This window comes from Motilimonas cestriensis, from assembly GCF_021295315.1.
GTDB lineage: Bacteria > Pseudomonadota > Gammaproteobacteria > Enterobacterales > CBDFNC01 > Motilimonas > Motilimonas cestriensis.
The window spans coordinates 225814-247954 of record NZ_JAIMJA010000001.1 but is presented as its reverse complement, the minus strand read 5'-3'; the positions used below and the strand labels follow the sequence as shown (position 1 = coordinate 247954).

Here is a 22141-nt window from a genome sequence, read left to right as displayed (position 1 = left end):
CTTTTGCCCATTATTGTTGCTAATGTTACACTTAAGCTCACACGATGTGATTAAGAATGATTAGTGGAACAGCATAACCCTTCACAGCTTTCGCTGTCAGTGCAATTACCGGATGATGAAACCTTTGCCAGTTTTTATCCGGGCGATAATTCCCAACTGTTAACTGCACTGAAAAATGCAGCCATCGGACAGGGAGACGACGTCATTTACTTATGGGGAACGGAAGGCTCAGGTCGTTCTCATTTACTCCATGCTACTTGCGCAGAGGCCAATGACAGTGGTCAAGCCGCCGCTTATGTCCCTCTCGATTTACATCATATGATGAACCCAGCCATGCTAGATGGTATGGAGAACATGCCTCTTATTTGTATTGATTCTCTGGAAGCTATCGCGGGCAATGCGCAATGGGAACAAGCGTTATTTAATCTTTATAATCGCTGTTTAGAGAAAAAAGCCCACACCGAGCTAACGAATTGTCTGATTTTTACGGGTAATAATAGCCCGAAGAATTTAGGTATTTCATTGCAAGATTTAATATCGCGGCTGGAATGGGGTACTGGCTATAGAATCAACCATTTAGATGACGAAGCCAAGCTTGGTGCACTACAATTACGTGCGCAACTGCGCGGTTTTAAATTGCCTGTAGAAGTGGGGCGCTTTTTGCTTAATAGGTTGAGTCGCGAAATGGCAATGTTACTGAAAACCTTAGATCACCTTGATAGCGCATCAATTGCAGCGCAACGTAAACTGACCATTCCCTTCGTTAAAGAAACCCTTCATTTATAGTCTTTGCTAATTGGCGCTGATGTCTTTACCAGCGCCACGGCTTTACTTCTTTTTTGGCTCTTTTGGCTTGCGAATACTTAAACCTAATTCACGGCCACGGTATTTAGCGTAGTAGACACTACCAGTGAAAAAAGTGGTTGCTAGTATTAGCTCAATAACAGCCAACCAGCGTTCATTCGGATCGGCTATGATCAAGGTGATACTATGTAGAAAATACCACAAGCTAATAAAACTCGCCCAAGCGTAAGTATATGGATTACCCTTCAAAATGCCACGTAACGGGAATAATAAAGGCACCAGCCACATCGCGAGCATTAGAACAGGGCTTATGCCCACAGGTGGCGGCGAAAGCCAGAGATGCCAAAGGGGCACGTAAATCAGTAAGCTGAAATAGCCGACTCTGGCGATAGTTTGGTAATGTTGCGTTTGCATTAAAAAAGATCCAATACTTGCTCTGGGGGGCGACCTAAGACAGCTTTATCGCCGTTGATAACGATAGGGCGCTCAATCAGTTTCGGGTTTTCGATCATGGCGTTAAGCAATACTTTTTCGTCAACTTCATCTTTTAGCGCCAGTTCTTTGTATAAGGTTTCTTTAGTACGCATGAGTTGGCGAGCGGTATCAAATCCCAGTTTTTGGATAATTTCACTGAGCAGTTCGATGCTTAGTGGTGCAGTGAGATACAATACTATTTCAGGTTGCTGACCATGTGCTTCTAATAAGGCGAGAGTTTCTCTGCTCTTTGAGCAACGTGGATTGTGATAAATTTGCACTTGTGACATGCTGACGCTCCATTTTCAGTGATGTTGGCATTGTAACCAAAGGAACAAGAGTTTAGTAGTGATGAAAATACGCAACCTGATCTTGCTTGGTGTTTTGTTTTTGACTGCTTGTGGTCAAACAGAATTAACCTTATCAAATGGCCAACCGGCTAGTTTGGCGGATTATCGTGGCCAATGGCTGTTGGTGAATTATTATGCGGATTGGTGTAAGCCCTGTATTAAAGAACTGCCCGCACTTAATGAGTTTGATTTAGTTTCAGACCAACGCCAAGTTATTGCCATTACTTTCGATGATCTGGCCTTGCCAGAGCTACAAGCCAGCTGGCAGGCGCGAAATGTTTCTTTTTTGTTTGCGCGGGTTGAGGTGGATGACTTTATGCTGCCAAGGCCGAAAGTGCTTCCTACCACTTATGTCATCAACCCACAAGGTGAGTTAGTGCAAACACTCGTCGGCGAGCAGGACTTAACCAGTTTGAACCAACACTGGCTGAGCCTTACGGATTCGACAGCGCCCTAAGAGCGCAGTTCGTCCAGTGATGCTTGTGCTTGCTTAAATTGCTCAATGCGCGCATCTATTCTGGCGCGGTCTAGGTTGTTATTGGTTTCGGCTGCGGCGCTGGTTAATTCGTTTATGGCTTTTTTATAATCACCATGTAGAGCAAGGTATTCAGCCCGGGCTTGGTAAGCTTTACCTAAATTGCCAAGACCTTGATTTACTTTAATCGCCATCGACCAAGCTAAGGTGTTGTCGGGTTGCTGACGCAAGAACTTGTCGAGTACGGTTAATGCTGCTGCAAAATCCTTTTTCTCCATGTAGGTATTAATAAGGTTTATTACCACCACTGAGTTGTTTGGCATCTCTTTATAAAGCGCTGCTAAACGCTCAATCGCTTGCTGGTGACGGTTTTGCGCGTTGTCTAGATCTGTTTTTACATCGATATAAAACAGGTTTCGTGGTGATTGCGCTAACAATTCATCAATTATTTTATCTGCTTCAGGGTAATTATCCATTTGTATTAACGCTAAGCTTTTGCCGTACAATGCGGCAGCTTCAAGCGAGTAGTCTTTATTCTTAAGCTGATTATTAAAAAAGCTTAAGCTAGTGTTACCCGACATGGATGAATATCTGGCTTCAATTCGTGCCTTAGCTAATTGGTAAGGCAGGCTAGCTGGTAATTTTACACTCGGAAACTGAGCGGCGCGGTTACGTGATTCAGCGACCCGCGTTTCCGGTAAAGGGTGAGTTAACAGCATTTGTGGCGGCTTGCTGGCATAGCGATATTGCGCCGATAACTTACCAAAAAAACCGGCCATTTCCCTCGGGTCAAAGCCACTTTGGCTCAAGGTGTTAATACCGATACGATCTGCTTCAAACTCATGGGTGCGGGTGTAGTTGATGCTGGCCTGCATATTGGCTGCCACTGTGGTTTGCAGCATGGCGATGCCCGCTTCAGGTGATACTAGTGTTAATAGCAATGAGCCTGCCATAGCGGCGAGTGTTGCTGGGTTACTGCGTGATTGCGCTTCCATCATCCGCGCTAAATGGCGCTGCGTGACATGGGCTATTTCGTGTGCGATGACTGAGGCCAATTGGCTTTCGTTGTCTGCGTATAAAAATAAGCCAGTATGGATTTTGACGTAACCCCCAAAGAAAGCAGCGGCGTTAATTTCATTGTCTTGGATTAAGAAAAAATTAAATGGGAATTTAACCGAATCGGCGTGAGCCACCAAGGTATGGCCAAGGTCGTTAATATATTCCACTAATACTGGATCATCTACCACAGGAAGGCCGCCACGAGCCATTACACTAAATGCTTTACCGTATTGGATCTCTTTATTAATGGTTAACGCACTGGCGCCCGCAGTACCAATTTCAGGTAAATTGGCATAAGTCGCGCTACTTGAAGTTAACAAGAGGATGCCTGATAAGAGTGAGGTTAAGGCTGATTTTGCAAACACGAAGTCATCTCAATTACGGTGATAACTGCAGCATAAACGCTCTTGTAGGGCGGGTGCAAGGTTAGTGGAATTAAAAAAGGCAGCTAACAACTAAATAGGCTTAGCGTGAGGATATTATTTGTGTTGTTATTTGATTGCACTGATAATGACCATGTTGTTTTGTGATGGGGAACAATGAGTAAAATATGACCACTTTAGATTGCCGAGATCTTTCTTGTCCAATGCCTTTAATCAATATGCGCCAATGGTTGGCGAAAGCCCATCCTCCCGCACAGTTAACTTTGTTGGTCAGTGATCCCGGTTCAAAACAGGATGTTCCACGCTATTTAATTAAGCACGGTATTCAATTTGAGCGTGAAGAGCTGCCCAGCGCAGTATTGTCGCTGATTATTTTTTTAGCGTGATAAATGAGTTTTTATAGGAGTCGGTTCGGCTTATGTTAGATGTTTTTTCTCGATGGTATAAAGATAGGTTTTCTGACCCTCACGCGGTGACATTAACCATTTTGTTGGTTTTTGGCTTTAGTGTGGTGTTCTTTTTTGGCTCGTTATTAGCGCCATTGCTTGCGGCGATTGTTATCGCCTATTTGCTCGATTGGCCCGTCAGCTCACTGCAACGTTGGGGGGTGAATCGTACCGGTGCCGCCATTATCGTGTTATTGGCTTTTGTTGGGTTTACGGTTCTGGCATTGCTTGGTTTGGTGCCGACCGTGGTTAAACAAGGAGCCAACTTTATACGTGAGCTACCTTATATGTTAAATCAAACTCAAGGGTATTTACTGACTTTGCCAGAAAAGTATCCAGAAATGGTGGATGCTGAAATGGTGTCTACGTTAGTCGATAATGTGCGAGATAAGTTAATTAGCAGTGGTGAAGCGATTGTGTCGTTTTCCTTGGGCTCTTTGATCAACATCGCGGCCCTGTTGGTTTATTGTATTTTAGTGCCATTACTGGTGTTTTTTATGCTCAAAGATAAAACGGAGCTAACCCAAAGTGTTACGCGTTTTTTGCCGGAAAATCGCCAGTTAGCGACCCAAGTTTGGGTTGAAATGAACAGTCAAATTATCAATTATATTCGTGGTAAAGTGGTTGAAATTTTGATTGTTGGTAGTGTTAGTTACGTGGCATTTGCTGTACTTGACTTACGTTACTCTGCTTTATTGGCGGTGCTGGTGGGACTGTCGGTTTTAATTCCCTTTATTGGCGCAGCAGCAGTGACAGTGCCAGTGGCGTTAGTGGGCGTATTTCAGTGGGGCTTTACTTCTGAGTTTCTCTACTTAATGATAGCTTATGGTGTCATTCAAGCTCTTGATGGCAACGTACTCGTGCCGGTTTTATTCTCTGAAGCGGTGAACTTACATCCTGTTGCTATTATTGTTGCGGTACTTGTATTTGGTGGGGTATGGGGTTTTTGGGGAATATTTTTTGCAATTCCTTTAGCAACCTTAGTGAAAGCAGTTGTTAATGCTTGGCCATCGGATAAAGCCAAAGCGGCTGAGTCGTTAGCTTCTGCCGAGTAAATAAATGTTGCTCCCGCCTGATTGAGCGGGAGCAATGGTTTTATTTGCTTGCTAAGTAATCCATTACGACTTGATGGTGCTCTTTGGTTTTAAATTTATTAAACACATGCTCAATGTTGCCTTGTTCATCAATCAGAAAACTGATGCGATGAATTCCGTCATATTCCTTACCCATGAATTTCTTCAAGCCCCATACGCCAAAAGCATCTGCAACTTGATGATCTTCATCTGAAAGCAAGTCAAAGTTTAATTCGTCTCGTTCAACAAACTTAGTTAAACGTTTAACCGCATCAGGGCTAATACCCAATACAACTAAGTTTTTTTCATCCCACTGCGCTTTACTGTCACGTAAGCCACAAGCTTGGGTGGTACAGCCGGGAGTCATGGCTTTAGGGTAGAAGTAAACCAGTACTTTCTTACCTTTTAAATCAGCCAAGGACACGGTTTGGTCGGCTTGGTTTTGTAAACTAAACAGAGGGGCTTTATCACCAGCAACAAGTGTTTGCATGTTCTACTCCATATTATTAGGTAAGTTTTTCCTTCTATACCTATTTCACCAAGTTATTGGATCAATAAATAGTAATATTTTACTTTGACAGACTTTTCTCGCAAGGGTTCGTGTTAGAAAACGTATCTGTCATTTGTTGTACTGTGGTATCTTTTGTCGCAGTTTTCCAATTTATTGCAAGAGTGTGACGAGCTAGCTCTATTGACAGAGCGAGTTTAGTGATATTTTGACAGAAAATACCGACTAAGCCGCACTGTTTTATCGCTTATTGTTAAGGGCTTAGTTTAATTAGTACGCTAAAATCCAGCTTGTTTGGCTTTTCATTTGGCTATTCATATCTGATGCTTGTTTTTAGTCAGTTGGAAAAGTACCATATTTCGCTCGATTATAAGGAGATGTCTAAATGCTAACGGGTAGTATTGTTGCTTTAATCACGCCGATGGATGATGCCGGTGAAATCGATTTTCAAGCGCTGAAAAGTTTAGTGGATTACCACGTTGAAGCAGGCACTGCTGCAATTGTTTCTGTGGGGACGACAGGTGAGTCAGCGACACTTAATGTGGATGACCACGTTAAAGTGGTCATGAAGACGTTAGAATTTGCAGATGGACGTATCCCTGTCATTGCCGGTAATGGTGCAAACTCAACTTCCGAGGCTATCGCCCTAAGTAAACTATTTCAAAGTAGTGGTGTTGCGGCTGGCTTAAGTGTCACTCCTTATTACAATAAACCGACCCAAGAAGGTTTATTTCTGCATTATAAAACCATTGCTGAATCTTCTACATTACCGCAAATTTTATATAATGTACCTGGTCGTACAGCTGTAGACATGAAACCTGAAACCGTTGCGCGTTTAGCTAAGCTAGACAATATTATTGGCATTAAAGAAGCGACCGGTGACCTACAACGTTTAGCGGATATTAAAGCGTTAGTAAGTGACGACTTTGCCCTGTACAGCGGTGATGATGCCACAGGTCTTGATTTTATGTTGCAAGGTGGCCATGGCGTTATTTCTGTTACGACTAACGTGGCAGCAGCGCAAATGGCGAAGATGTGCCAACATGCGCAAGCGGGCGAAACCGAAGCAGCCAAAGCGATAGATCAACGTTTAATGCCGGTACATGACAAATTATTTGTTGAAGCCAACCCAATCCCAGTAAAATGGGCTTGTTGTCGTTTAGGATTGATCCCAAATGACACATTGCGGTTACCTTTAACCACTCTTTCTTCACCGTTGCAGCCGGAAGTGGAAGCAGCGTTAAAACAAGCAAGTCTCATCGATTAAGGCGGTTATTGCGTGCTAAAAAAACAAGGTATTCTCATTGGCGGTCTGTTGTTAACAGTACTGGCAGGTTGTAGTAGTCATGAGTCACGAAAGAAAGCCGTAGAGGATTTTGACTATTTGGAAGCTTCTTTAGCTCAGCCAATTTCAACTGTTGGTATCGGTGATGTTGCTTTTGATCCTACTTATAACGTGCCCCCATTAGGTAAAGGTGCATTGCCGAGCTATTTAGGTGGAAAAGTGGATGTTCGCTCACCTGCTCAAGTGCTGACCGTTTTTGAAGGTACCCGAACTGATGACACCGCAGAGAATGTGACGGTGATTTTTACGGCTCGTGATCGTGGTGTAGTGGCAAAAGATGACGCGTGGGCTTTGTTACTCAATTTCATGGCTCAGTTCAATGTATCCGCTGAGAGCATTGACAAATTTAAGGGTGAATTGGTCTCAGGGACGTTTGTTTTTGAACAAGAATTCGGTTCATTTTGGAATAAAACACGTTATCGTTCTGAAGAGCAATACAAATTCACATTACAAGAAGCTGCGTCATCGCGCGCCGCAAGCTTAAGTGTGGAGCTACTAAGCTCTAAAGAATCGGTTAATGGTGAAGTAAAGACTAAACCATTACTTGATGCTGAAAAACAACGTTATGAAACAGGCATGGTTAACCGTTTGTTGGTATTTGCACTAGCAGAAAATCAACGTAAAAACGCATCATTGCAATCACACGATAATCGAGTTCCACTAGATTTAGGCTTTGATGACAATGGTTTACCCGCTTGGGTAACGAAGAAAAACTTCGATATTGTATGGGCAAAATTACCTTTGGCTTTAGCTGCACTCAATTTTGAATATGAATCGAGCAATAAAAACTTGGGTGCGTATGTCATGAGCTTTAAACAGCCGTCTGACAGCTATTGGCGTGAGAAAGGTGTACGAGGCTTTGAGTTAAGAAAAGGCTCTTATACTTTCCAGCTGGGTCAATCTAAGCAAGGCGATACGGTGATCACTATTTTTGGTCGTGACAAAGAGCCGTTGTCTGTACAACAAGTGAGTAAAATGTATTTAAGCATTGTCGATTTAATGCAAAAGCACATGCGAGTCGAAACAAAATAACCAACAGGGCGCGATAATATCGCGCCTTTTTTAATTAACAATACTAGCTGTATTTCAGTTATTGCTATTTAAGAAGGCATACGAACATGAGTCTTGCTGACAAGGTATTGGCAGTCAATAATGATCTTCCAATCCGTACCGATAAATCCGTTCACAGTGGTAAAGTTCGTTCGGTTTACTGGTTAACCGAAGCTGACAGTCGCCGTTTAATTGCGGAAAAAAATTACGACGTGGCGCCCGATACACCATTGGCTATCATGGTTATTAGTGATCGAATTTCAGCTTTTGACTGCATCTGGCACGGAGAAGGTGGCATGAATGGCGTGCCGGGTAAAGGCGCTGCGTTGAATGCGATTTCAAATAATTGGTTTCGTTTATTCAAAGAGCAAGGCTTAGCAGACAGCCATATTCTAGATATACCTCACCCGTTTGTATGGATAGTACAAAAAGCACGTCCTGTGATGATAGAGGCGATTTGTCGCCAGTATATTACCGGTTCGATGTGGCGTGCTTATGAAAAGGGTGAGCGTGAGTTTTGTGGTATTCAGCTACCGGATGGTTTGAAAAAAGACCAAAAGCTACCTGAACTACTGATCACGCCATCGACTAAAGGTATTTTACGTGGTATTCCGGGCGTTCCAGAAGCTGATGATGTAAACGTGACGCGCAAGAACATAGAAGACAACTTCGCAGCGTTTAATTTTACCAAGGCTGAAGACATTAACCTTTATGAGAAGCTGCTTAAAGAAGGCTTTAATGTGATCAGTGAAGCGCTAGAAAATATCGGTCAGATGTTTGTCGATACCAAGTTTGAATTTGGTTACGTCACCGATAAAAACGGTCAAGAAAAATTGATTTACATGGATGAAGTAGGTACGCCGGATTCATCACGTATTTGGGATGCCGCTGAGTTTGCCAATGGCAACGTGGTCGAAAACTCAAAAGAGCAATTCCGTCAATTACTGCTCAATCATTTCCCCGATCCGGACATCTTGCTGAATAAAGATCGCATGCCAGAGCGCGAAGCACTAGCGCGTGATAATGCACTTCCAGAAGCAGTGCTCATGAAAGTATCGGAAATCTACTTAGGTGTGGCAGAAAAAATCACCGGTGAAAAGATTATCTTATCGGATAATCCAAAAGCCGAGATTATTGAGATCCTACGTGAGCAGTATCAGCTAATCGCTGATTAAATAGCGCGCCGAGAAATATCTTTATAAAAAGCCAAACTGATGTTTGGCTTTTTTGTTCCGGTAAAAGTGTTAGTGACTTTTTGCTTTTTCAACAATGTAATCGGTGAGGGCGAACAATACGCCCGAGATCACAAAGGTTAAGTGCACCATAATTTTCCAGAATATCTGGGCTTCGGTTAAGGCTTCTGCGTGAATAAAGAGCTTTAGCAGTTCGACAGCAGAAATCGCTACGATAGCGCCAATCAATTTCTGTTTTAAGCCCGAAAATCCTACTTTTCCCATCCAAGATGGTCTGTCTTCATGATCATCAATATCAAGCTTAGACACAAAATTTTCATAACCGCTAAAGATGATTATCAGTAGCAATCCTGCTAATAGAGCGGTATCTACAAGGGTTAAAATATTAATAATGGTTTCTTCAGAGCTGGCAGTAAAAGCCGTTAGCACCATTAAGTATAAGGATTTAGTAAACTTAATTAACAGTATAATAATGGCCACAAACAGCCCGATAAAAAAGGGCGCTAACAGCCAGCGGCCTTGAAATATGACGGCTTCAATCTTTTTTTCCAACACAAGTCTTCCTAACAATTTGTTAAAAGGTAAAAAATAGAGGGATCTGGTATCTAAAGTTCATTCTATCCCGAGTTGTTTAGTTGTCATCTGTTTTATCGTTGTTTTTGTCTTTAGCTTTAAAATCCATCTTTGCAGTGTGTTTAAGTAACATAATATTACTGGCAATGATGCCAAGTACTAAAGCGATGATGATGACAATCCAAATTGTACTCATTATGGTGTGCTGATCTGAGTGATAAAACGCTGCCATATCGTGGGTAACATTATCCGCAGTGTTGATTTACCCAAAACACTCGACTGAGCTAATACGCTATCTAGCATATCAATGGTAAACATCTGTTGGTAGCGAGCAGCGACAGGGTGATAGCTTAAATGCCAGGGCTCAATAGCGACGCCGCCTAGCTGCTTTTGATAGGGTAAATAAAAGCCAAATTTGGCCATGTTTTTCTCAAGCCATAATGCAAGAGGATGCTGACATCCTCCCAGTTGATATTCACTGGGAACAAGTTGCAACTGATAGTTATCAGGCAGCAGTGCTGGGCTGTATACATCGATATCGGTGCCCCAATGGTGTCGGCTGGCACCGGGCAAGGCTGACCAATGTAAAATGGCGAGGATTTTATCTCGTGGGGTCAATAAAGCTGTGTCAAGGGGACGGGAGTGGCAATCCAGTACAGGTCTTTTCCCACTCATTTTCCCATCCCAAATAAGTTGTTGCCGAGAAAAACCACGAAAGCTACTGGCTATATCCAGTTCGAGTCCATCATTTTTTGCCGCTTGTTGCATTGACAGAAAAGCGGCAAGGGCGTTGGCCTCTAGCCAGTGATAAGGCCCATAAGGCGCCAAATGTTCACTCACTTGGCCAGTTAATTTAAGGGCTATATCACGCTTAGACAGTTTCACGGCTATACCGGATCACGGCTAAGTAATTTAGTGAGGGTAAGGCGGTACATATCAACCAGCTTTTCTAAATCGGCAATTTTAACGCATTCATTCACTTTATGAATGGTGGCATTAATTGGGCCTAGTTCTACCAGTTGTGCTCCGGTTGGAGCAATAAAACGCCCGTCGGAGGTACCGCCAGAGGTAGAAAGCTCAGCATCAAATTTAGTCACCTCTTTGATTGCTGTTTTAACGGCATCAATCAGCTCACCTTCACCAGTAATAAATGGTACGCCGTTGTAGGTCCAATTAAGCTCATAGTCTAGGCCTTGCGAGTCCAATACGTTATGTGTGCGCGCCACCAAGTCAGCAGCCGTACATTCCGTAGAGTAACGGAAATTAAACTGCGCCGTTAATGCGCCCGGTACGATGTTGGATGCGCCCGTACCTGATTGAATATTAGATATTTGGAAACTGGTTGGCGGGAAAAACTCATTACCGTTGTCCCACACTTTTTGTGATAATTCGGCAATCACTGGGCCTGCTTTATGGATTGGGTTATCCACTAAGTGCGGGTAGGCGATATGACCTTGAATCCCCTTAATGACTAAATCACCGGTTAGTGAGCCACGGCGGCCATTTTTTACAATATCACCCACTTCACGGGTACTTGATGGCTCACCCACAATACAATAATCAATTTTTTCATTGCGTGCTTCTAGCACCTCAACCACTTTGACTGTGCCATTAATAAATGGGCCTTCTTCGTCACTGGTGATTAAAAAAGCAATGGAGCCTTGGTGATCATCATGTTGCTCAACAAATTGTTTTACCGCCACCATAAAGGCAGCAATCGAGCCCTTCATGTCAGCCGCGCCACGGCCATGTAAGAAGCCGTCGATAACTGTTGGCTCAAATGGTGGTGTATGCCAGTCTGCAAGTGGCCCGGTGGGGACGACATCAGTATGGCCGGCAAAGCAAAAAAGTGGCTTAGCGGTGCCACGTCGAGCCCATAAGTTGGTGGTATCATCGAAGACCATGGTTTCACATTCAAAACCAAGGGCTTCAAGATACTCGATCATCATTTGTTGGCAACCCGCATCTTCTGGGGTAACAGATTCTCGGCTAATTAAATCTTTTGCTAAGCTAAGTACGGCACTGTCTGGCATGATAATTCCTTTATTCATTCAATTTTTGCGAGATTAAGCAAAGATTTCAGCGTATTGATCGGCTTTAAAGCCTAGGTAATATTGGCCATTGTGGATCAGTAGCGGACGCTTGATCATGGCCGGATGTTCGACTAAAAGGGCTAATGCGGTTTCGGCGGATAAATTCGCTTTGGCCTCATCGCTCAACTGTCGATAGGTTGTGCCGCGCTTATTAACCACCTCTTGCCATGGTAAATGAGCAAAAAAGTCCGCGATCATTTTCTCGTTAATCCCTTCAACACGATAGTCATGAAACTCAAATGCAATGTCATTTTTAGTAAGCCAAGCTTTGGCTTTTTTGATGGTGTCACAGTTTTTTATGCCATATACAACGGTCATTTTGGCCTCTTACTACAATTAATTGACAACATCATAACACGCTCTTTTATTATCATAAATTATCAAGTTTGGTTTCTAGTGAGCGGCACAACAAGCAGGCACAAAAAAGCCCAGCAATGCTGGGCTTGAGAAGTTAAGTGTGAACTTTAACTCGTTTTATTTAGTAATACGCAAAATCACTGAATCAGACAAGGTCACTGTGCCAGCAAGCTTGTGTAGATCTTTTATTTCATCCATGTTTGAAATAACAACAGGCGTTAATGTCGACTTTGCTTTTGCTTCTAGTAGCGCAAGATCGAACTCAATGATAGTGTCGCCTTTTTTCACTGATTGGCCTTCTTGCGCGATACGCGTAAAGCCTTCACCTTTTAGCTCAACAGTGTCGATACCAAAGTGAACAAACAGCTCTAGACCCGTGTCAGACTCGATAGAGAATGCATGATTGGTTTCAAAAATTTTACCAATAGTACCGTCACAAGGAGCAACCATCTTGTCACCCGTTGGTTTAATCGCGATACCGTCACCTACAATCTTTTCAGCAAAAACAACGTCAGGCACATCTTCAATTGGCACTATCTCACCAGATAGTGGGGCAAAAATTTCAATGCCACCCGCTTCGGGTGTTGGATCTGAAACCATTTTTTTTAGTTTATCGAAAAAACCCATTTTATTGCTCCTAAATTTAATCTATGCAGCGTTACTTAACACACAGCTTGCTGTTTAATAAAGTCATCAACTAACGCTTCAATTTCAGCAGCAGTGGCAACAGATAATGCTTTGTCAGCCAGCTCTTTTGCTGTTTTGTAGTTGGTATTACGGATTAGCTTTTTCACCGTTGGAATGGAAATTGAACTCATTGAAAATTCATCTAAGCCCATACCCAATAGTAGTAAAGTTGCACGGTCATCACCAGCTAACTCACCACACATACCAGTCCATTTACCCGCTTCATGAGATGCGTCAATAACACGTTTAATTAACGTTAATACAGATGGCGTTAATGGATTGTATAGCTTAGAAATTAGCTCATTACCACGGTCTACTGCAAGTGTATATTGTGTTAAATCGTTGGTGCCAATACTGAAGAAGTCAACTTCTTTAATTAAATGGTGTGCAATCGCTGCAGCAGCAGGTGTTTCAATCATCACACCAATTTCAACATTTTCATCAAACGCTAAGTTTTCTTCACGAAGTTCAGCTTTTAATGTTTCTAAAATGTCTTTTAGCGCACGAATTTCTTCAACCGCGATGATCATTGGGAACATAATGCGAACTTTACCAAATGCTGATGCACGTAATAAAGCACGTAATTGAGGGTTCATGATCTCTGGACGATCAAAACAAATACGGATTGCGCGCCAGCCTAAAAATGGATTCATTTCTTCAGGCAGGTCCATGTATGGCAAATCTTTATCACCGCCAATATCCATAGTACGGATAATCACAGGTTGATTTGGCATCGCTTCAACTACGGCTTTATAAGCAACAAATTGCTCTTCTTCCGTTGGTAGTTGGTCACGATCCATAAACAAGAACTCTGTTCGATATAGGCCGATGCCTTCAGCACCATTACGCTCCGCACCATCACAGTCCTTTACTGTACCTACATTGGCACATACTTCAACTTGGTGACCATCTAAGGTGATGGCGGGTAAGTCCTTTAATTTAGCTAACTCAGCTTTTTCTGCGAGGAATTTAGCTTGAATAGTCTTAAAGCGAGCTAAGTCTGCATCAGAAGGGTTAATGATGACTTGATTGTTTAACGCATCTAAAACAACCGTATCGCCGTTTTTAACGAGTTTAGTAATGTCATTGGTACCGACAATGGCAGGAAGTTCTAAAGAACGCGCCATGATTGACGTATGAGAAGTACGGCCACCAATGTCAGTGATGAAACCAAGCACTTTATCTAAGTTGATTTGTGCTGTTTCAGAAGGAGTTAAGTCATTAGCAATGAGAATGACTTCATCTTGAATCGTGCTCAAAGACACAATATCAATGCCTAAGGCATTTTTAAGTAAACGATTTCCAATATCGCGAAAATCAGTTGCGCGTTCACGTAAATAGGGATCATCTAGCTCTTGCAACATCTTCGCATTTTGTTCAATTACGAATTGGATTGCCGCGCCAGCAGAACTCTTATTTTCCTTTAAGTAGGTTATGATATCCTGTTCTAACTCTTCATCTTCAAGCAGCATTATATGCCCTTCGAAGATCGCTTCTTTTTCTTCACCAAATGTTTCAAGTGCTTTTTGCTTGATGAGTTCAAGCTGAGCAGATGCTTTGTCTCGTGCTTCTAAGAAGCATTTAATTTCTTTTTCACTATCCTCAACACGATTGGTGTTGATGATAATTTCGTCTTCTTGGAGCAATAGCGCTTTACCAAACGCTATGCCAGGTGATGCTTGAATACCTGATATCATAACCTATCCTTTAACTGCAAAAAATGTCGGGTGATGGAGCGTGCTTATTCAAGTTCCGCCATTAACGCAACTAAAGTATCAACCGCTTTTTGCTCATCAGCACCTTCAGCTTTGATTACAACGCTGGTGCCTTTGGTTAGGCCAAGAGTTTGTAGTTTGAACAGGCTTTTTGCACTTGCAGATTTACCGCCTACTTCGACAGTGATGTCAGATGAAAATGATTTTGCTTCTTTAACAAATTGAGCTGCTGGACGAGTGTGTAGGCCGTTTTCAGCAGTAATAGTTACAGTCTTGTTATACATGGTTTTCCCCATTTTTAGTTTGAATGTCGCAGATATTTGAAAGAACATTGCACCTTTCTGACAAATTCTGCTTTTTTGATTTTGAAATAAAGTAACGAAAAACGACGTTGAGAAGTTTAATCCACGTCAAGTTTTTTGCGACCTGCTATGAAAATCCTGTTTTTAGCCTATCAGACTGATGATGACTCAGATATTGCCGATTGTCATCATGGATTAACATATTATAAGAATACTTCATTTTATTAAGTAAAAAATCATCCTAAATTAGTGCTAGAAGATCAATGTTTTTATAAGTATGTCACAGATTTTTCTGCCGAATAAGCCGTAAAAAAGTCTTACGTTTATATAGCATAGTCTATCTTTGTTATTCTTTTTAAAAGAAAAAGGCGCACAAGTGCGCCTTGAAAGCAGGTTTAATGCCTGATTAGGCTTCTAGCTCTTGATCGGTGAAAATTCCAGCAAATAATGCAGATGATAAGTAGCGTTCACCAGAACTTGGTAAAATTACTACAATATTTTTATCAGCAAATTCTGGTAAAGCGGCAATTTGATTCGCAGCAACAACGGCAGCGCCAGATGAAATTCCGGCTAAAATACCTTCTTCTTCCATCAAACGACGCGCCATGTCGATTGCTTCATCGTTAGTAACCAGAGCGGTACGGTCAACCATCGAGAGATCTAAGTTCTTTGGTACAAAACCCGCGCCAATGCCCTGGATCTTGTGTGGACCTGGTTTAACTTCTTCACCGGCTAACGTCTGCGTGATAACTGGCGAGTCAGTTGGTTCAACGGCTACTGTGGTGATTTGTTTACCTTGCTTCAGTTTAATGTAGCGGCTTACACCCGATAAGGTGCCGCCCGTACCGACACCTGCTACGAATACATCTACCTCACCATCGGTATCTTCCCAAATTTCAGGTCCAGTGGTTTGTTCATGAATTTCTGGGTTAGCTGGGTTATCGAACTGTTGAAGCAGTACAAACTTTTCTGGGTTCTCAGCCACCACTTCTTCGGCTTTATTGATTGCGCCTTTCATGCCTTTCGCGCCATCGGTTAGGATCAGGTTAGCGCCTAATGCTTTCAGTAGTTTGCGACGCTCTAAACTCATGGTATTGGGCATAGTCAGGGTGATTTTGTAGCCACGAGCCGCAGCCACAAACGCAAGAGCAATACCGGTATTACCACTGGTTGGTTCGATCAGCTCTTTTTCTTTGGTGAGGGTGCCTTTTTTCTCTGCATCCCAGATCATGTTGGCGCCAATGCGACATTTGACACTGAAGCTTGGGTTGCGACTTTCTATTTTTGCAAATACATTACCTTTAGCTACACGGTTAAGGCGAACTAACGGTGTTTTACCTATAGTTTGAGTATTGTCATCATAAATTTTGCTCATGGATATTCCTTATATGCAGTAAATGGCAATAAAACTTAGTTAGCATACCCTGATGCTAAAAGATTTGAAGTGACAATTTGTTATAACGTTATGTTATTAAAAACTAAATTTTTATCACTTTATTTTAGAGGCTAGCCTAATCGGTTTTACTGTTTATTTCATCTTGTGAATTGAGCTGCTGCTGGCTTTGTCACACTTTTTAAAGGGGTTTTTCATGGTGCCATCTTTTCTCACCGCAACAGGTATCTTCATCCCGCCATTTTGTGTAAAAAACCAAGACTTAGTGGTGGCTTATAACCAATACGCGCAATTTTTTAATCTCGAGAATGCGGCATCCATTGATGTCGGGCAGGTAGCAGCCAAACTCCGATCCGATGATGATTTTATTTTACGCCATTCAGGTATTTTACAGCGTTATTACGTCACTGCTGAAGGCGTACTTGATCCTGATGTGATGTGTCCATTATTGCCAGAAATTGATGAAGAACATACTTCATTAATGGCTGAAATGGGTAAAAATGCAGCCCTTGATGCGTTACATCAAGCGTCGGTTCAAGGCCATGAAGTTGATTTGATTATTGTTGCGGCTAGCAACGTGCAACGCGCTTATCCGGCTTTAGCCATTGAAATTCAAGATTTATTAGGCGCATCTGGGTTAGCCTTTGATTTGTGCGGCGCAGAGTGTTCTGCGGTGATGGCAATGCAGTTAGCGAGTCAAGCTATCGCCTGTGGCACTGCAACCAAGGCGCTGATTATTAGCCCTGAAATTGGCTCGGCGCAAACGGATTTTAGAGATCGTGAAACCCACTTTTTACTGGGGGATGCCTGCAGTGCATTACTAGTTGAAAATATTGCTAAAACTGATGCGTTGGAAATCGTTAACTTCAATATTGCCAGTCAGTTTTCAAACCAAATACGCAATAATTTTGGTTTTCTGAATCGTTTAGCACCCGACTCTCTGTACAGCAAAGACAAGCTCTTTCACCAAACGCCGCCGAGCTTCCCTGCCATTGCTGATGCAATTTGTACTCATCTGCAGCAACATCTAACCGAATTGAAGCTACCTTTAGCAGACGTGACGCAATATTTTCTGCAACCAACCAATCGAGTATTGAATCAACTGATTGCCGAACAGCTTTTGACAGACGTGACAGAAAAGCGAGTGCCAGATTGTGTTGCGCAATACGGTGGCACAGGGGCCGCTGGACTCGGTTTAAGTTTTCACTTGCACCAACAGTTGTCGGCCAGTGACTATTGTGTGTGGGTCGCATTTGGAGCGGGGTTTAGTGTTGCTTCAATGGTATTGAAAAAATGCTGATGCTTCTCAAGTAATGCTGTGCGCTCAAGGTCGAGCGCATCGTAACCCTTCGTACCTTAAACTATGGACAGAGTTTACATGGCAACGAAGGGCTTCAGTTGACGAGGTTTAACCTCGGCCAGTCATATCTTTGCGATAATGCGCTACCCACATCGCCGTACCGCCACACACGCCAACGGGCATCACAATCAGGTTAACAATGGGGATTGCACTTAAAAGCGTCGCGATACAACCAAAACTTAAGTTACTCATGCGCTTGGTTTTTAGCGTGTCACGCATAGTAGGGAAGCTAATTTTGTGGTTATCAAAGCCATAGTCGACATATTGAATGGCCATCATCCAACAAGACAGTAAAAACCACAGTACTGGGGCTACCGTTTGGCCAACCACGGGAATAAGAAACAAAATTAAACAACCGATGGCTTTGGGTATGAAGTAAAGCATTTTGTCTACTTCACGTCTGAGCGCGCGAGGAATATCTTTCATTACCTGCACTAGCCCATCATCGTTGATCGGCTGCCCTGTGAGATGTAATTCAACTTTTTCAGCCAATAAACCATTAAAGGGGGCGGAGATAAGATTGGCAACAGTAGAAAACAGATAAGAAAAGATAAATAAGATGCAAAGCAGTAAAATGGGCCAAATAACGTAGCTTAACCAACTCAGCATATCGGGCACGTAACTCATTAAACTGTCCATCCAAGGGCCAAGTTGTAGATACAGTGCATAGAAGGCGCCAGAAAACAGCAACAGGTTAATGCAGAGGGGAACAAGGACAAAAGTACGAAGACCAGGCTGGCGGATCAAATTAAAGCCAGTGAGGAAAAATTCTAAGCCGCTCAGAGGGGCCGTGATTTTGTTGTTATTGCGCATAATAGATTAAGTTTTCCAATGTATTAATTGTTTTAGCTTCGGTTTTGATTGCCATAGTAAATCAATTTAAATCATCACTAAAGTGAGAGCTACCGCGAACTATTTAAAATAAATAATGCTTAATTTAAAGTTCATTCAGTCCTAAGATATCAAGGTTATGCTTACTTTATGAAATGTTAACATTTATTCTGTAATTTTTCTGTTCGTTCACGGTTCACGACTGGACGAATAAAGGCTTTCAAGGTACTGTGCTCTTGTCAAAGGCGTGTTCGCTTGGGTAGAGTAACGATAAATACATCAAATCAAGTTTCAGGAACACCATTTAGACGGTTAATTTGTTTTACAAATAGGCTAAAAAGGCTACCATTATTAGCCTAGTCAATTGGCTTTTGACAGATTAAACGTTACTTATAACCGAGACTTAACATACATTAAGAGATTGTTGAATGCAGGATTTTCGTCTTGTTCTAATCATTGTGGGCGCGATTGCGATTGCCGCATTATTGATCCATGGCTTGTGGTCAAATCATAAAAACAAACCTAAATCGCTCAAAGATAAGCCGGTACGTAAAGTCGAGCCCAAAGAAGCCAGTGCTGAAACTGAATTTGATTCCGATGGTATCGGTGAAGTGCGGGTTGTTTCTTCTAGTTTTGGTTCATCTACAGAGCAACAAGATGATTATCTTAATCACACTAAAAAAGCAAATCCAGATCTGTCAGACGACCTTTATCCTAGTTTTTCAGCTGTAGAGCCTGAGCAACCTGGTAACATAACACCCGTTATGGACCCAGTTACAAATGTTAGCGAGCCTATCGCGCCGCAACCTGCGGTGGAAACGGAGCCAAACCCCGCACCTAGTGCATCGCAACAAGATGTATTGCAGCAGAGTGTACCCGAAGCCGATGAAGTGGAGTACGTGACACGCGCTCCTGCATTTAGAGAGCCTTACTTTGATGAACACGGCCAAAAGCACTACCATGAAGCGAAACCGGTTCAAGTAAAAGTAAAACCTGTTGCCCGTCCTGTTGCGCCAGAGCCCTTGGCAGAACCCGTTGTAGCGGCAAAAGTTGAGACAACAATTGAGCAGGAAGGATCGGAAGCACCTGCGCCTCAAGAAACTGCTGAAAAGCCGGCTAAAGCAGCGTCTGCTTACGATGGCCCACAAGATGTGTTTGTGCTTAATGTCATGTCGCAAGAAGGCTCCTTATTTGCGGGAGCAGAATTATTGCCAATACTGCTTAATTTGGGCTTTAAGTTTGGTGAAATGGATATTTTCCATCGTCATTTAAGTCCGACGGGTAATGGTCCCGTGTTATTTAGCATGGCCAACATGGTTAAACCTGGCACATTTGATGTCGATCATATGGAGCAGTTTGAAACCCATGGTTTATCATTGTTTATGGCGCTGCCTTGTGCGGGTGATGCATCAAATAACTTCCAACTGATGCTACATGCATCAGAGATGCTTGCCTCTGAATTAAATGGTTTATTGCTTGACGGTACGAGACAGCCGTTAACGCGCCAAAAAGTGAATGAATACAAGCAACGTATTACCGACTTTGAGCGACAAGCATTAGTTGATTAGTTCACTTACCACCGTTGATAGCCTCTTCAACTGAAGGGGCTTTTTTATTTTGAGCTTGACCGCAATGAGCCATTGAGTATGACAACTTCCGAACAATTCCAATTTAATAATGAGCAATTAGCGATTATCAACCTGCTTGCCCTTGATGTTGACCTTATCCCTATTCAGGAGGCCATAGGGCGGCTTGAATTTGAACATCTTTCAGAGCCAGCCCTCGTTGCTATCCTAAAGATCACCAATGCCCTTTATCGCGCGGGTGCGCCACTGATTACCGATCACCAATATGATGCACTCATTTTCAAACTTAAGGATATCGATCCCAATCATCCTTACCTTGCCGCAGTTGAGCCGGAAGTATTGGCCGAAAGCAAGACGGTGCCATTGCCGCAAAAAATGTTGTCAACGGATAAGGCCTATACCTTTAATGAAATTGAGAAATGGGTCGACCGAGTTTTAAAAGCGGCGCAAGAAGTGAAAGTTGATGCTAGCGAGATAAAAGTGCGGGTAACGCCAAAACTGGACGGCTACGCGGCTTTTGATGATGGCACCACCCTTTATACTCGCGGTGATGGCGTAAGAGGACAAGATATTACCCGCGCATTTACTCGCGGTTTACAAGTGGTGAATAATGGCGACAGAGGCTTAGGGCCTGGCGAAATCGTTATTAGTAAAAGCTACTTTGATGAAGTATTAAGTCAGCACTTTGAAAATTCGAGAAATATTCAAGCAGCAATCATTGCTGAAAAGAAAGTGGATGAGAATGTGCAAAAAGCCATTGAAGATGGCGCCTGTGTATTTTATCCGTTTCAACTAATCGATAACTGGACCGGTGATTATAAAACGCTGTTAGCTGACTTTGAATCCATTGTTGAACAGATTTGGAATGCCGTTGATTACGATATTGACGGCGTCATTCTTGAAGTGACCGATGAGCAAGTAAAGGCCCATATGGGCGCGACTAGAAAGCACCATAGATGGCAAATCGCCTTTAAGGTTAACGAGGCATCAGCAGACGTTGAAGTGTTAAGTGTGGTGCCACAAACCTCAAGAACAGGCCGGGTTTCTCCTGTCGCTTTACTAAAGCCGACCAAACTTAGCGGTGCCACTATCAGCCGAGCGACAGTGCACCATTATAAAATGGTCAAAAATAATGGCGTTGGGCCGGGGGCGGTGGTTCGCTTAGTGCGCAGTGGCTTAGTTATTCCTAAAATTGAGTTAGTGGTTAAAAAAGCAGAGCCTGAACTACCTGAGCATTGCCCTAGCTGCAACTCTGTACTTGATTGGGTAGGCGACCACCTTATGTGCGGTAACGTTAATTGCCCAGCAAGGCGCGAGAATACTCTGATTCACTTTTTCAAAACCTTAGGCAATAATGATGGTTTTGGGCCAAAAGTGATTGAAAAGCTTCACCTTTACGGCGTGGATGAAATACATCAGGTATATCAACTGACCGAACGTGATTTTGTGCGCTTTGGCTTTGGTGAAAAGACCTCGCGTAACTTAATCGACCAGCTTAGAGCCAGCCGAGAGCTTGAAATTGAAGATTGGCGCTTTCTTGCGGCATTTGGTGTTAACCGACTTGGCGCGGGAAACTGTGAAAGATTATTGCAACACCATAAACTATTGGCGCTGTTTGACTTAACAGTAGAGCAAATTGTCGACCTAGATGGCTTTGCCAAATTGAGTGCCGAGGCGATAGTGGCAGGTTTAAGCAGCATTAAGGATGCGTTCTTTGAGGTGTATAATTTAGGCTTTAATTTATCTGAAACGCCACAAATTTCTGAGCTTGAAGTGGCGCAATCGCCTATTTCTGGCAAGATCATCGTCTTCACCGGCACCATGGTGCAAGGGGCGCGTGCCGACATGGAAAAACAAGCCAAAGAGCTGGGTGCGAAAACCGCCAAATCGGTCACCGGCAAAACAGACTATTTAGTTGCTGGCCTCAAGGTGGGGGAGAGTAAAATTACTGCCGCGCGCGAGAAAGGCGTGCAGGTATTGAGTGAACAAGAATACTTGGATTTATTATCCACTGATTGAGTCACCCTTTCATACTCAAGTGCCTAGTAAGCCCCATTTTAGATGGGGCTTTTTTCTGTAATGAG

Annotated in this window: 24 protein-coding genes; 10 read left to right on the top strand and 14 right to left on the bottom strand. The window is 42.9% G+C overall.

Annotated elements, in window-relative coordinates:
• The first annotated feature begins 63 nt into the window (after window positions 1-63).
• Window positions 64-786: a DnaA inactivator Hda gene (gene hda, locus K6Y31_RS01115; RefSeq protein ID WP_233051028.1), complete on the top strand. Its 723-nt coding sequence runs from the start codon at window positions 64-66 to the stop codon at window positions 784-786.
• Window positions 787-828: 42 nt separating this feature from the next.
• On the opposite strand, the gene K6Y31_RS01110 is transcribed toward hda, so the two are convergent.
• Window positions 829-1218, bottom strand: a complete 390-nt coding sequence (locus K6Y31_RS01110; RefSeq protein ID WP_233051027.1) for a DUF2069 domain-containing protein — start codon at window positions 1216-1218, stop codon at window positions 829-831.
• Window positions 1218-1568 (bottom strand): arsenate reductase (glutaredoxin), encoded by a 351-nt coding sequence (arsC, locus tag K6Y31_RS01105; protein ID WP_233051026.1) that lies wholly within the window; start codon window positions 1566-1568, stop codon window positions 1218-1220. The genes K6Y31_RS01110 and arsC overlap by 1 nt, the downstream gene beginning before the upstream one ends.
• Before the next feature lie 61 nt (window positions 1569-1629).
• Here arsC and K6Y31_RS01100 point away from each other — a divergent pair, with 61 nt between their 5' ends.
• Entirely contained in the window at window positions 1630-2085 is a 456-nt protein-coding gene (locus tag K6Y31_RS01100) for a TlpA disulfide reductase family protein (RefSeq protein ID WP_233051131.1), read from the top strand.
• On the opposite strand, the gene bepA is transcribed toward K6Y31_RS01100, so the two are convergent.
• The gene (gene bepA, locus K6Y31_RS01095) at window positions 2082-3527 is read right to left on the bottom strand and encodes a beta-barrel assembly-enhancing protease (protein WP_486624563.1); all 1446 of its coding nucleotides are present in this window, start codon (window positions 3525-3527) and stop codon (window positions 2082-2084) included. The genes K6Y31_RS01100 and bepA overlap by 4 nt on opposite strands.
• 185 nt (window positions 3528-3712) lie before the next feature.
• Between bepA and K6Y31_RS01090 the strand changes: the two genes are divergently transcribed.
• Both K6Y31_RS01090 and K6Y31_RS01085 read left to right on the top strand, forming a co-directional pair.
• Window positions 3713-3931: a sulfurtransferase TusA family protein gene (locus tag K6Y31_RS01090; protein ID WP_233051024.1), complete on the top strand. Its 219-nt coding sequence runs from the start codon at window positions 3713-3715 to the stop codon at window positions 3929-3931.
• Window positions 3932-3963: 32 nt separating this feature from the next.
• On the top strand, window positions 3964-5046 hold the full coding sequence (locus K6Y31_RS01085; protein WP_233051023.1) for an AI-2E family transporter: 1083 nt from the start codon (window positions 3964-3966) through the stop codon (window positions 5044-5046).
• Window positions 5047-5086: 40 nt separating this feature from the next.
• On the opposite strand, the gene bcp is transcribed toward K6Y31_RS01085, so the two are convergent.
• Window positions 5087-5554, bottom strand: coding sequence for a thioredoxin-dependent thiol peroxidase (bcp, locus tag K6Y31_RS01080; RefSeq protein WP_233051022.1), 468 nt, complete (start codon window positions 5552-5554; stop codon window positions 5087-5089).
• A 403-nt stretch (window positions 5555-5957) separates the two neighbouring features.
• Here bcp and dapA point away from each other — a divergent pair, with 403 nt between their 5' ends.
• From dapA to K6Y31_RS01065, 3 genes are all read left to right on the top strand, one after another.
• Entirely contained in the window at window positions 5958-6839 is an 882-nt protein-coding gene (gene dapA / locus K6Y31_RS01075) for a 4-hydroxy-tetrahydrodipicolinate synthase (RefSeq protein WP_233051021.1), read from the top strand.
• Window positions 6840-6851: 12 nt separating this feature from the next.
• Window positions 6852-7949 carry an NlpB/DapX family lipoprotein gene (gene bamC / locus K6Y31_RS01070; RefSeq protein WP_233051020.1) on the top strand — a complete coding sequence of 366 codons (1098 nt, stop codon included), beginning with the start codon at window positions 6852-6854 and terminating at the stop codon, window positions 7947-7949.
• A gap of 86 nt (window positions 7950-8035) precedes the next feature.
• Window positions 8036-9142 (top strand): phosphoribosylaminoimidazolesuccinocarboxamide synthase, encoded by a 1107-nt coding sequence (locus K6Y31_RS01065; RefSeq protein ID WP_233051019.1) that lies wholly within the window; start codon window positions 8036-8038, stop codon window positions 9140-9142.
• A 69-nt stretch (window positions 9143-9211) separates the two neighbouring features.
• Here K6Y31_RS01065 and K6Y31_RS01060 read toward each other — a convergent pair whose 3' ends face one another.
• From K6Y31_RS01060 to cysK, 9 genes are all read right to left on the bottom strand, one after another.
• Window positions 9212-9715, bottom strand: coding sequence for a TIGR00645 family protein (locus K6Y31_RS01060; RefSeq protein WP_232801129.1), 504 nt, complete (start codon window positions 9713-9715; stop codon window positions 9212-9214).
• A 76-nt stretch (window positions 9716-9791) separates the two neighbouring features.
• Window positions 9792-9929 (bottom strand): DUF2897 family protein, encoded by a 138-nt coding sequence (locus tag K6Y31_RS01055; RefSeq protein ID WP_232801130.1) that lies wholly within the window; start codon window positions 9927-9929, stop codon window positions 9792-9794.
• Window positions 9929-10618, bottom strand: coding sequence for a M15 family metallopeptidase (locus tag K6Y31_RS01050; RefSeq protein ID WP_233051018.1), 690 nt, complete (start codon window positions 10616-10618; stop codon window positions 9929-9931). The genes K6Y31_RS01055 and K6Y31_RS01050 overlap by 1 nt, the downstream gene beginning before the upstream one ends.
• A 2-nt stretch (window positions 10619-10620) precedes the next feature.
• On the bottom strand, window positions 10621-11766 hold the full coding sequence (gene dapE, locus K6Y31_RS01045; RefSeq protein WP_427901885.1) for a succinyl-diaminopimelate desuccinylase: 1146 nt from the start codon (window positions 11764-11766) through the stop codon (window positions 10621-10623).
• Between the two features lie 33 nt (window positions 11767-11799).
• Window positions 11800-12144, bottom strand: coding sequence for an ArsC family reductase (locus tag K6Y31_RS01040; protein ID WP_233051016.1), 345 nt, complete (start codon window positions 12142-12144; stop codon window positions 11800-11802).
• A 156-nt stretch (window positions 12145-12300) separates the two neighbouring features.
• The gene (crr, locus tag K6Y31_RS01035; protein ID WP_233051015.1) at window positions 12301-12810 is read right to left on the bottom strand and encodes a PTS glucose transporter subunit IIA; all 510 of its coding nucleotides are present in this window, start codon (window positions 12808-12810) and stop codon (window positions 12301-12303) included.
• 35 nt (window positions 12811-12845) lie between these two features.
• Window positions 12846-14567 carry a phosphoenolpyruvate-protein phosphotransferase PtsI gene (ptsI, locus tag K6Y31_RS01030; protein ID WP_233051014.1) on the bottom strand — a complete coding sequence of 574 codons (1722 nt, stop codon included), beginning with the start codon at window positions 14565-14567 and terminating at the stop codon, window positions 12846-12848.
• Between the two features lie 44 nt (window positions 14568-14611).
• Window positions 14612-14869: an HPr family phosphocarrier protein gene (locus tag K6Y31_RS01025; RefSeq protein WP_232801137.1), complete on the bottom strand. Its 258-nt coding sequence runs from the start codon at window positions 14867-14869 to the stop codon at window positions 14612-14614.
• Window positions 14870-15293: 424 nt separating this feature from the next.
• The gene (cysK, locus tag K6Y31_RS01020; protein ID WP_233051013.1) at window positions 15294-16262 is read right to left on the bottom strand and encodes a cysteine synthase A; all 969 of its coding nucleotides are present in this window, start codon (window positions 16260-16262) and stop codon (window positions 15294-15296) included.
• Between the two features lie 214 nt (window positions 16263-16476).
• On the opposite strand from cysK, the gene K6Y31_RS01015 reads away from it, so the two are divergent.
• On the top strand, window positions 16477-17580 hold the full coding sequence (locus K6Y31_RS01015) for a beta-ketoacyl-ACP synthase III (RefSeq protein ID WP_233051012.1): 1104 nt from the start codon (window positions 16477-16479) through the stop codon (window positions 17578-17580).
• Window positions 17581-17688: 108 nt separating this feature from the next.
• On the opposite strand, the gene cysZ is transcribed toward K6Y31_RS01015, so the two are convergent.
• A complete protein-coding gene (cysZ, locus tag K6Y31_RS01010; RefSeq protein ID WP_233051011.1) occupies window positions 17689-18453 on the bottom strand; it encodes a sulfate transporter CysZ in 765 nt (254 codons plus the stop codon).
• Between the two features lie 446 nt (window positions 18454-18899).
• Here cysZ and zipA point away from each other — a divergent pair, with 446 nt between their 5' ends.
• The gene (zipA, locus tag K6Y31_RS01005) at window positions 18900-20039 is read left to right on the top strand and encodes a cell division protein ZipA (RefSeq protein WP_233051010.1); all 1140 of its coding nucleotides are present in this window, start codon (window positions 18900-18902) and stop codon (window positions 20037-20039) included.
• A 78-nt stretch (window positions 20040-20117) separates the two neighbouring features.
• Window positions 20118-22076 (top strand): BRCT domain-containing protein, encoded by a 1959-nt coding sequence (locus K6Y31_RS01000; protein ID WP_233051009.1) that lies wholly within the window; start codon window positions 20118-20120, stop codon window positions 22074-22076.
• The last annotated feature ends 65 nt before the right edge of the window (window positions 22077-22141 follow it).

Excerpts from the sequence above, each read along its gene's own strand:
- K6Y31_RS01000 (WP_233051009.1), top strand. The coding sequence starts at position 20,118 with ATGACAACTTCCGAACAATTCCAATTTAATAATGAGCAATTAGCGATT.
- K6Y31_RS01085 (WP_233051023.1), top strand. The coding sequence starts at position 3,964 with ATGTTAGATGTTTTTTCTCGATGGTATAAAGATAGGTTTTCTGACCCT.
- cysZ (WP_233051011.1), bottom strand. The coding sequence starts at position 18,453 with ATGCGCAATAACAACAAAATCACGGCCCCTCTGAGCGGCTTAGAATTT.
- K6Y31_RS01025 (WP_232801137.1), bottom strand. The coding sequence starts at position 14,869 with ATGTATAACAAGACTGTAACTATTACTGCTGAAAACGGCCTACACACT.
- cysK (WP_233051013.1), bottom strand. The coding sequence starts at position 16,262 with ATGAGCAAAATTTATGATGACAATACTCAAACTATAGGTAAAACACCG.
- crr (WP_233051015.1), bottom strand. The coding sequence starts at position 12,810 with ATGGGTTTTTTCGATAAACTAAAAAAAATGGTTTCAGATCCAACACCC.
- K6Y31_RS01090 (WP_233051024.1), top strand. The coding sequence starts at position 3,713 with ATGACCACTTTAGATTGCCGAGATCTTTCTTGTCCAATGCCTTTAATC.
- ptsI (WP_233051014.1), bottom strand. The coding sequence starts at position 14,567 with ATGATATCAGGTATTCAAGCATCACCTGGCATAGCGTTTGGTAAAGCG.
- dapE (WP_427901885.1), bottom strand. The coding sequence starts at position 11,766 with ATGCCAGACAGTGCCGTACTTAGCTTAGCAAAAGATTTAATTAGCCGA.
- K6Y31_RS01055 (WP_232801130.1), bottom strand. The coding sequence starts at position 9,929 with ATGAGTACAATTTGGATTGTCATCATCATCGCTTTAGTACTTGGCATC.
- dapA (WP_233051021.1), top strand. The coding sequence starts at position 5,958 with ATGCTAACGGGTAGTATTGTTGCTTTAATCACGCCGATGGATGATGCC.
- K6Y31_RS01110 (WP_233051027.1), bottom strand. The coding sequence starts at position 1,218 with ATGCAAACGCAACATTACCAAACTATCGCCAGAGTCGGCTATTTCAGC.
- K6Y31_RS01100 (WP_233051131.1), top strand. The coding sequence starts at position 1,630 with ATGAAAATACGCAACCTGATCTTGCTTGGTGTTTTGTTTTTGACTGCT.
- zipA (WP_233051010.1), top strand. The coding sequence starts at position 18,900 with ATGCAGGATTTTCGTCTTGTTCTAATCATTGTGGGCGCGATTGCGATT.
- K6Y31_RS01040 (WP_233051016.1), bottom strand. The coding sequence starts at position 12,144 with ATGACCGTTGTATATGGCATAAAAAACTGTGACACCATCAAAAAAGCC.
- K6Y31_RS01065 (WP_233051019.1), top strand. The coding sequence starts at position 8,036 with ATGAGTCTTGCTGACAAGGTATTGGCAGTCAATAATGATCTTCCAATC.
- bcp (WP_233051022.1), bottom strand. The coding sequence starts at position 5,554 with ATGCAAACACTTGTTGCTGGTGATAAAGCCCCTCTGTTTAGTTTACAA.
- arsC (WP_233051026.1), bottom strand. The coding sequence starts at position 1,568 with ATGTCACAAGTGCAAATTTATCACAATCCACGTTGCTCAAAGAGCAGA.
- K6Y31_RS01015 (WP_233051012.1), top strand. The coding sequence starts at position 16,477 with ATGGTGCCATCTTTTCTCACCGCAACAGGTATCTTCATCCCGCCATTT.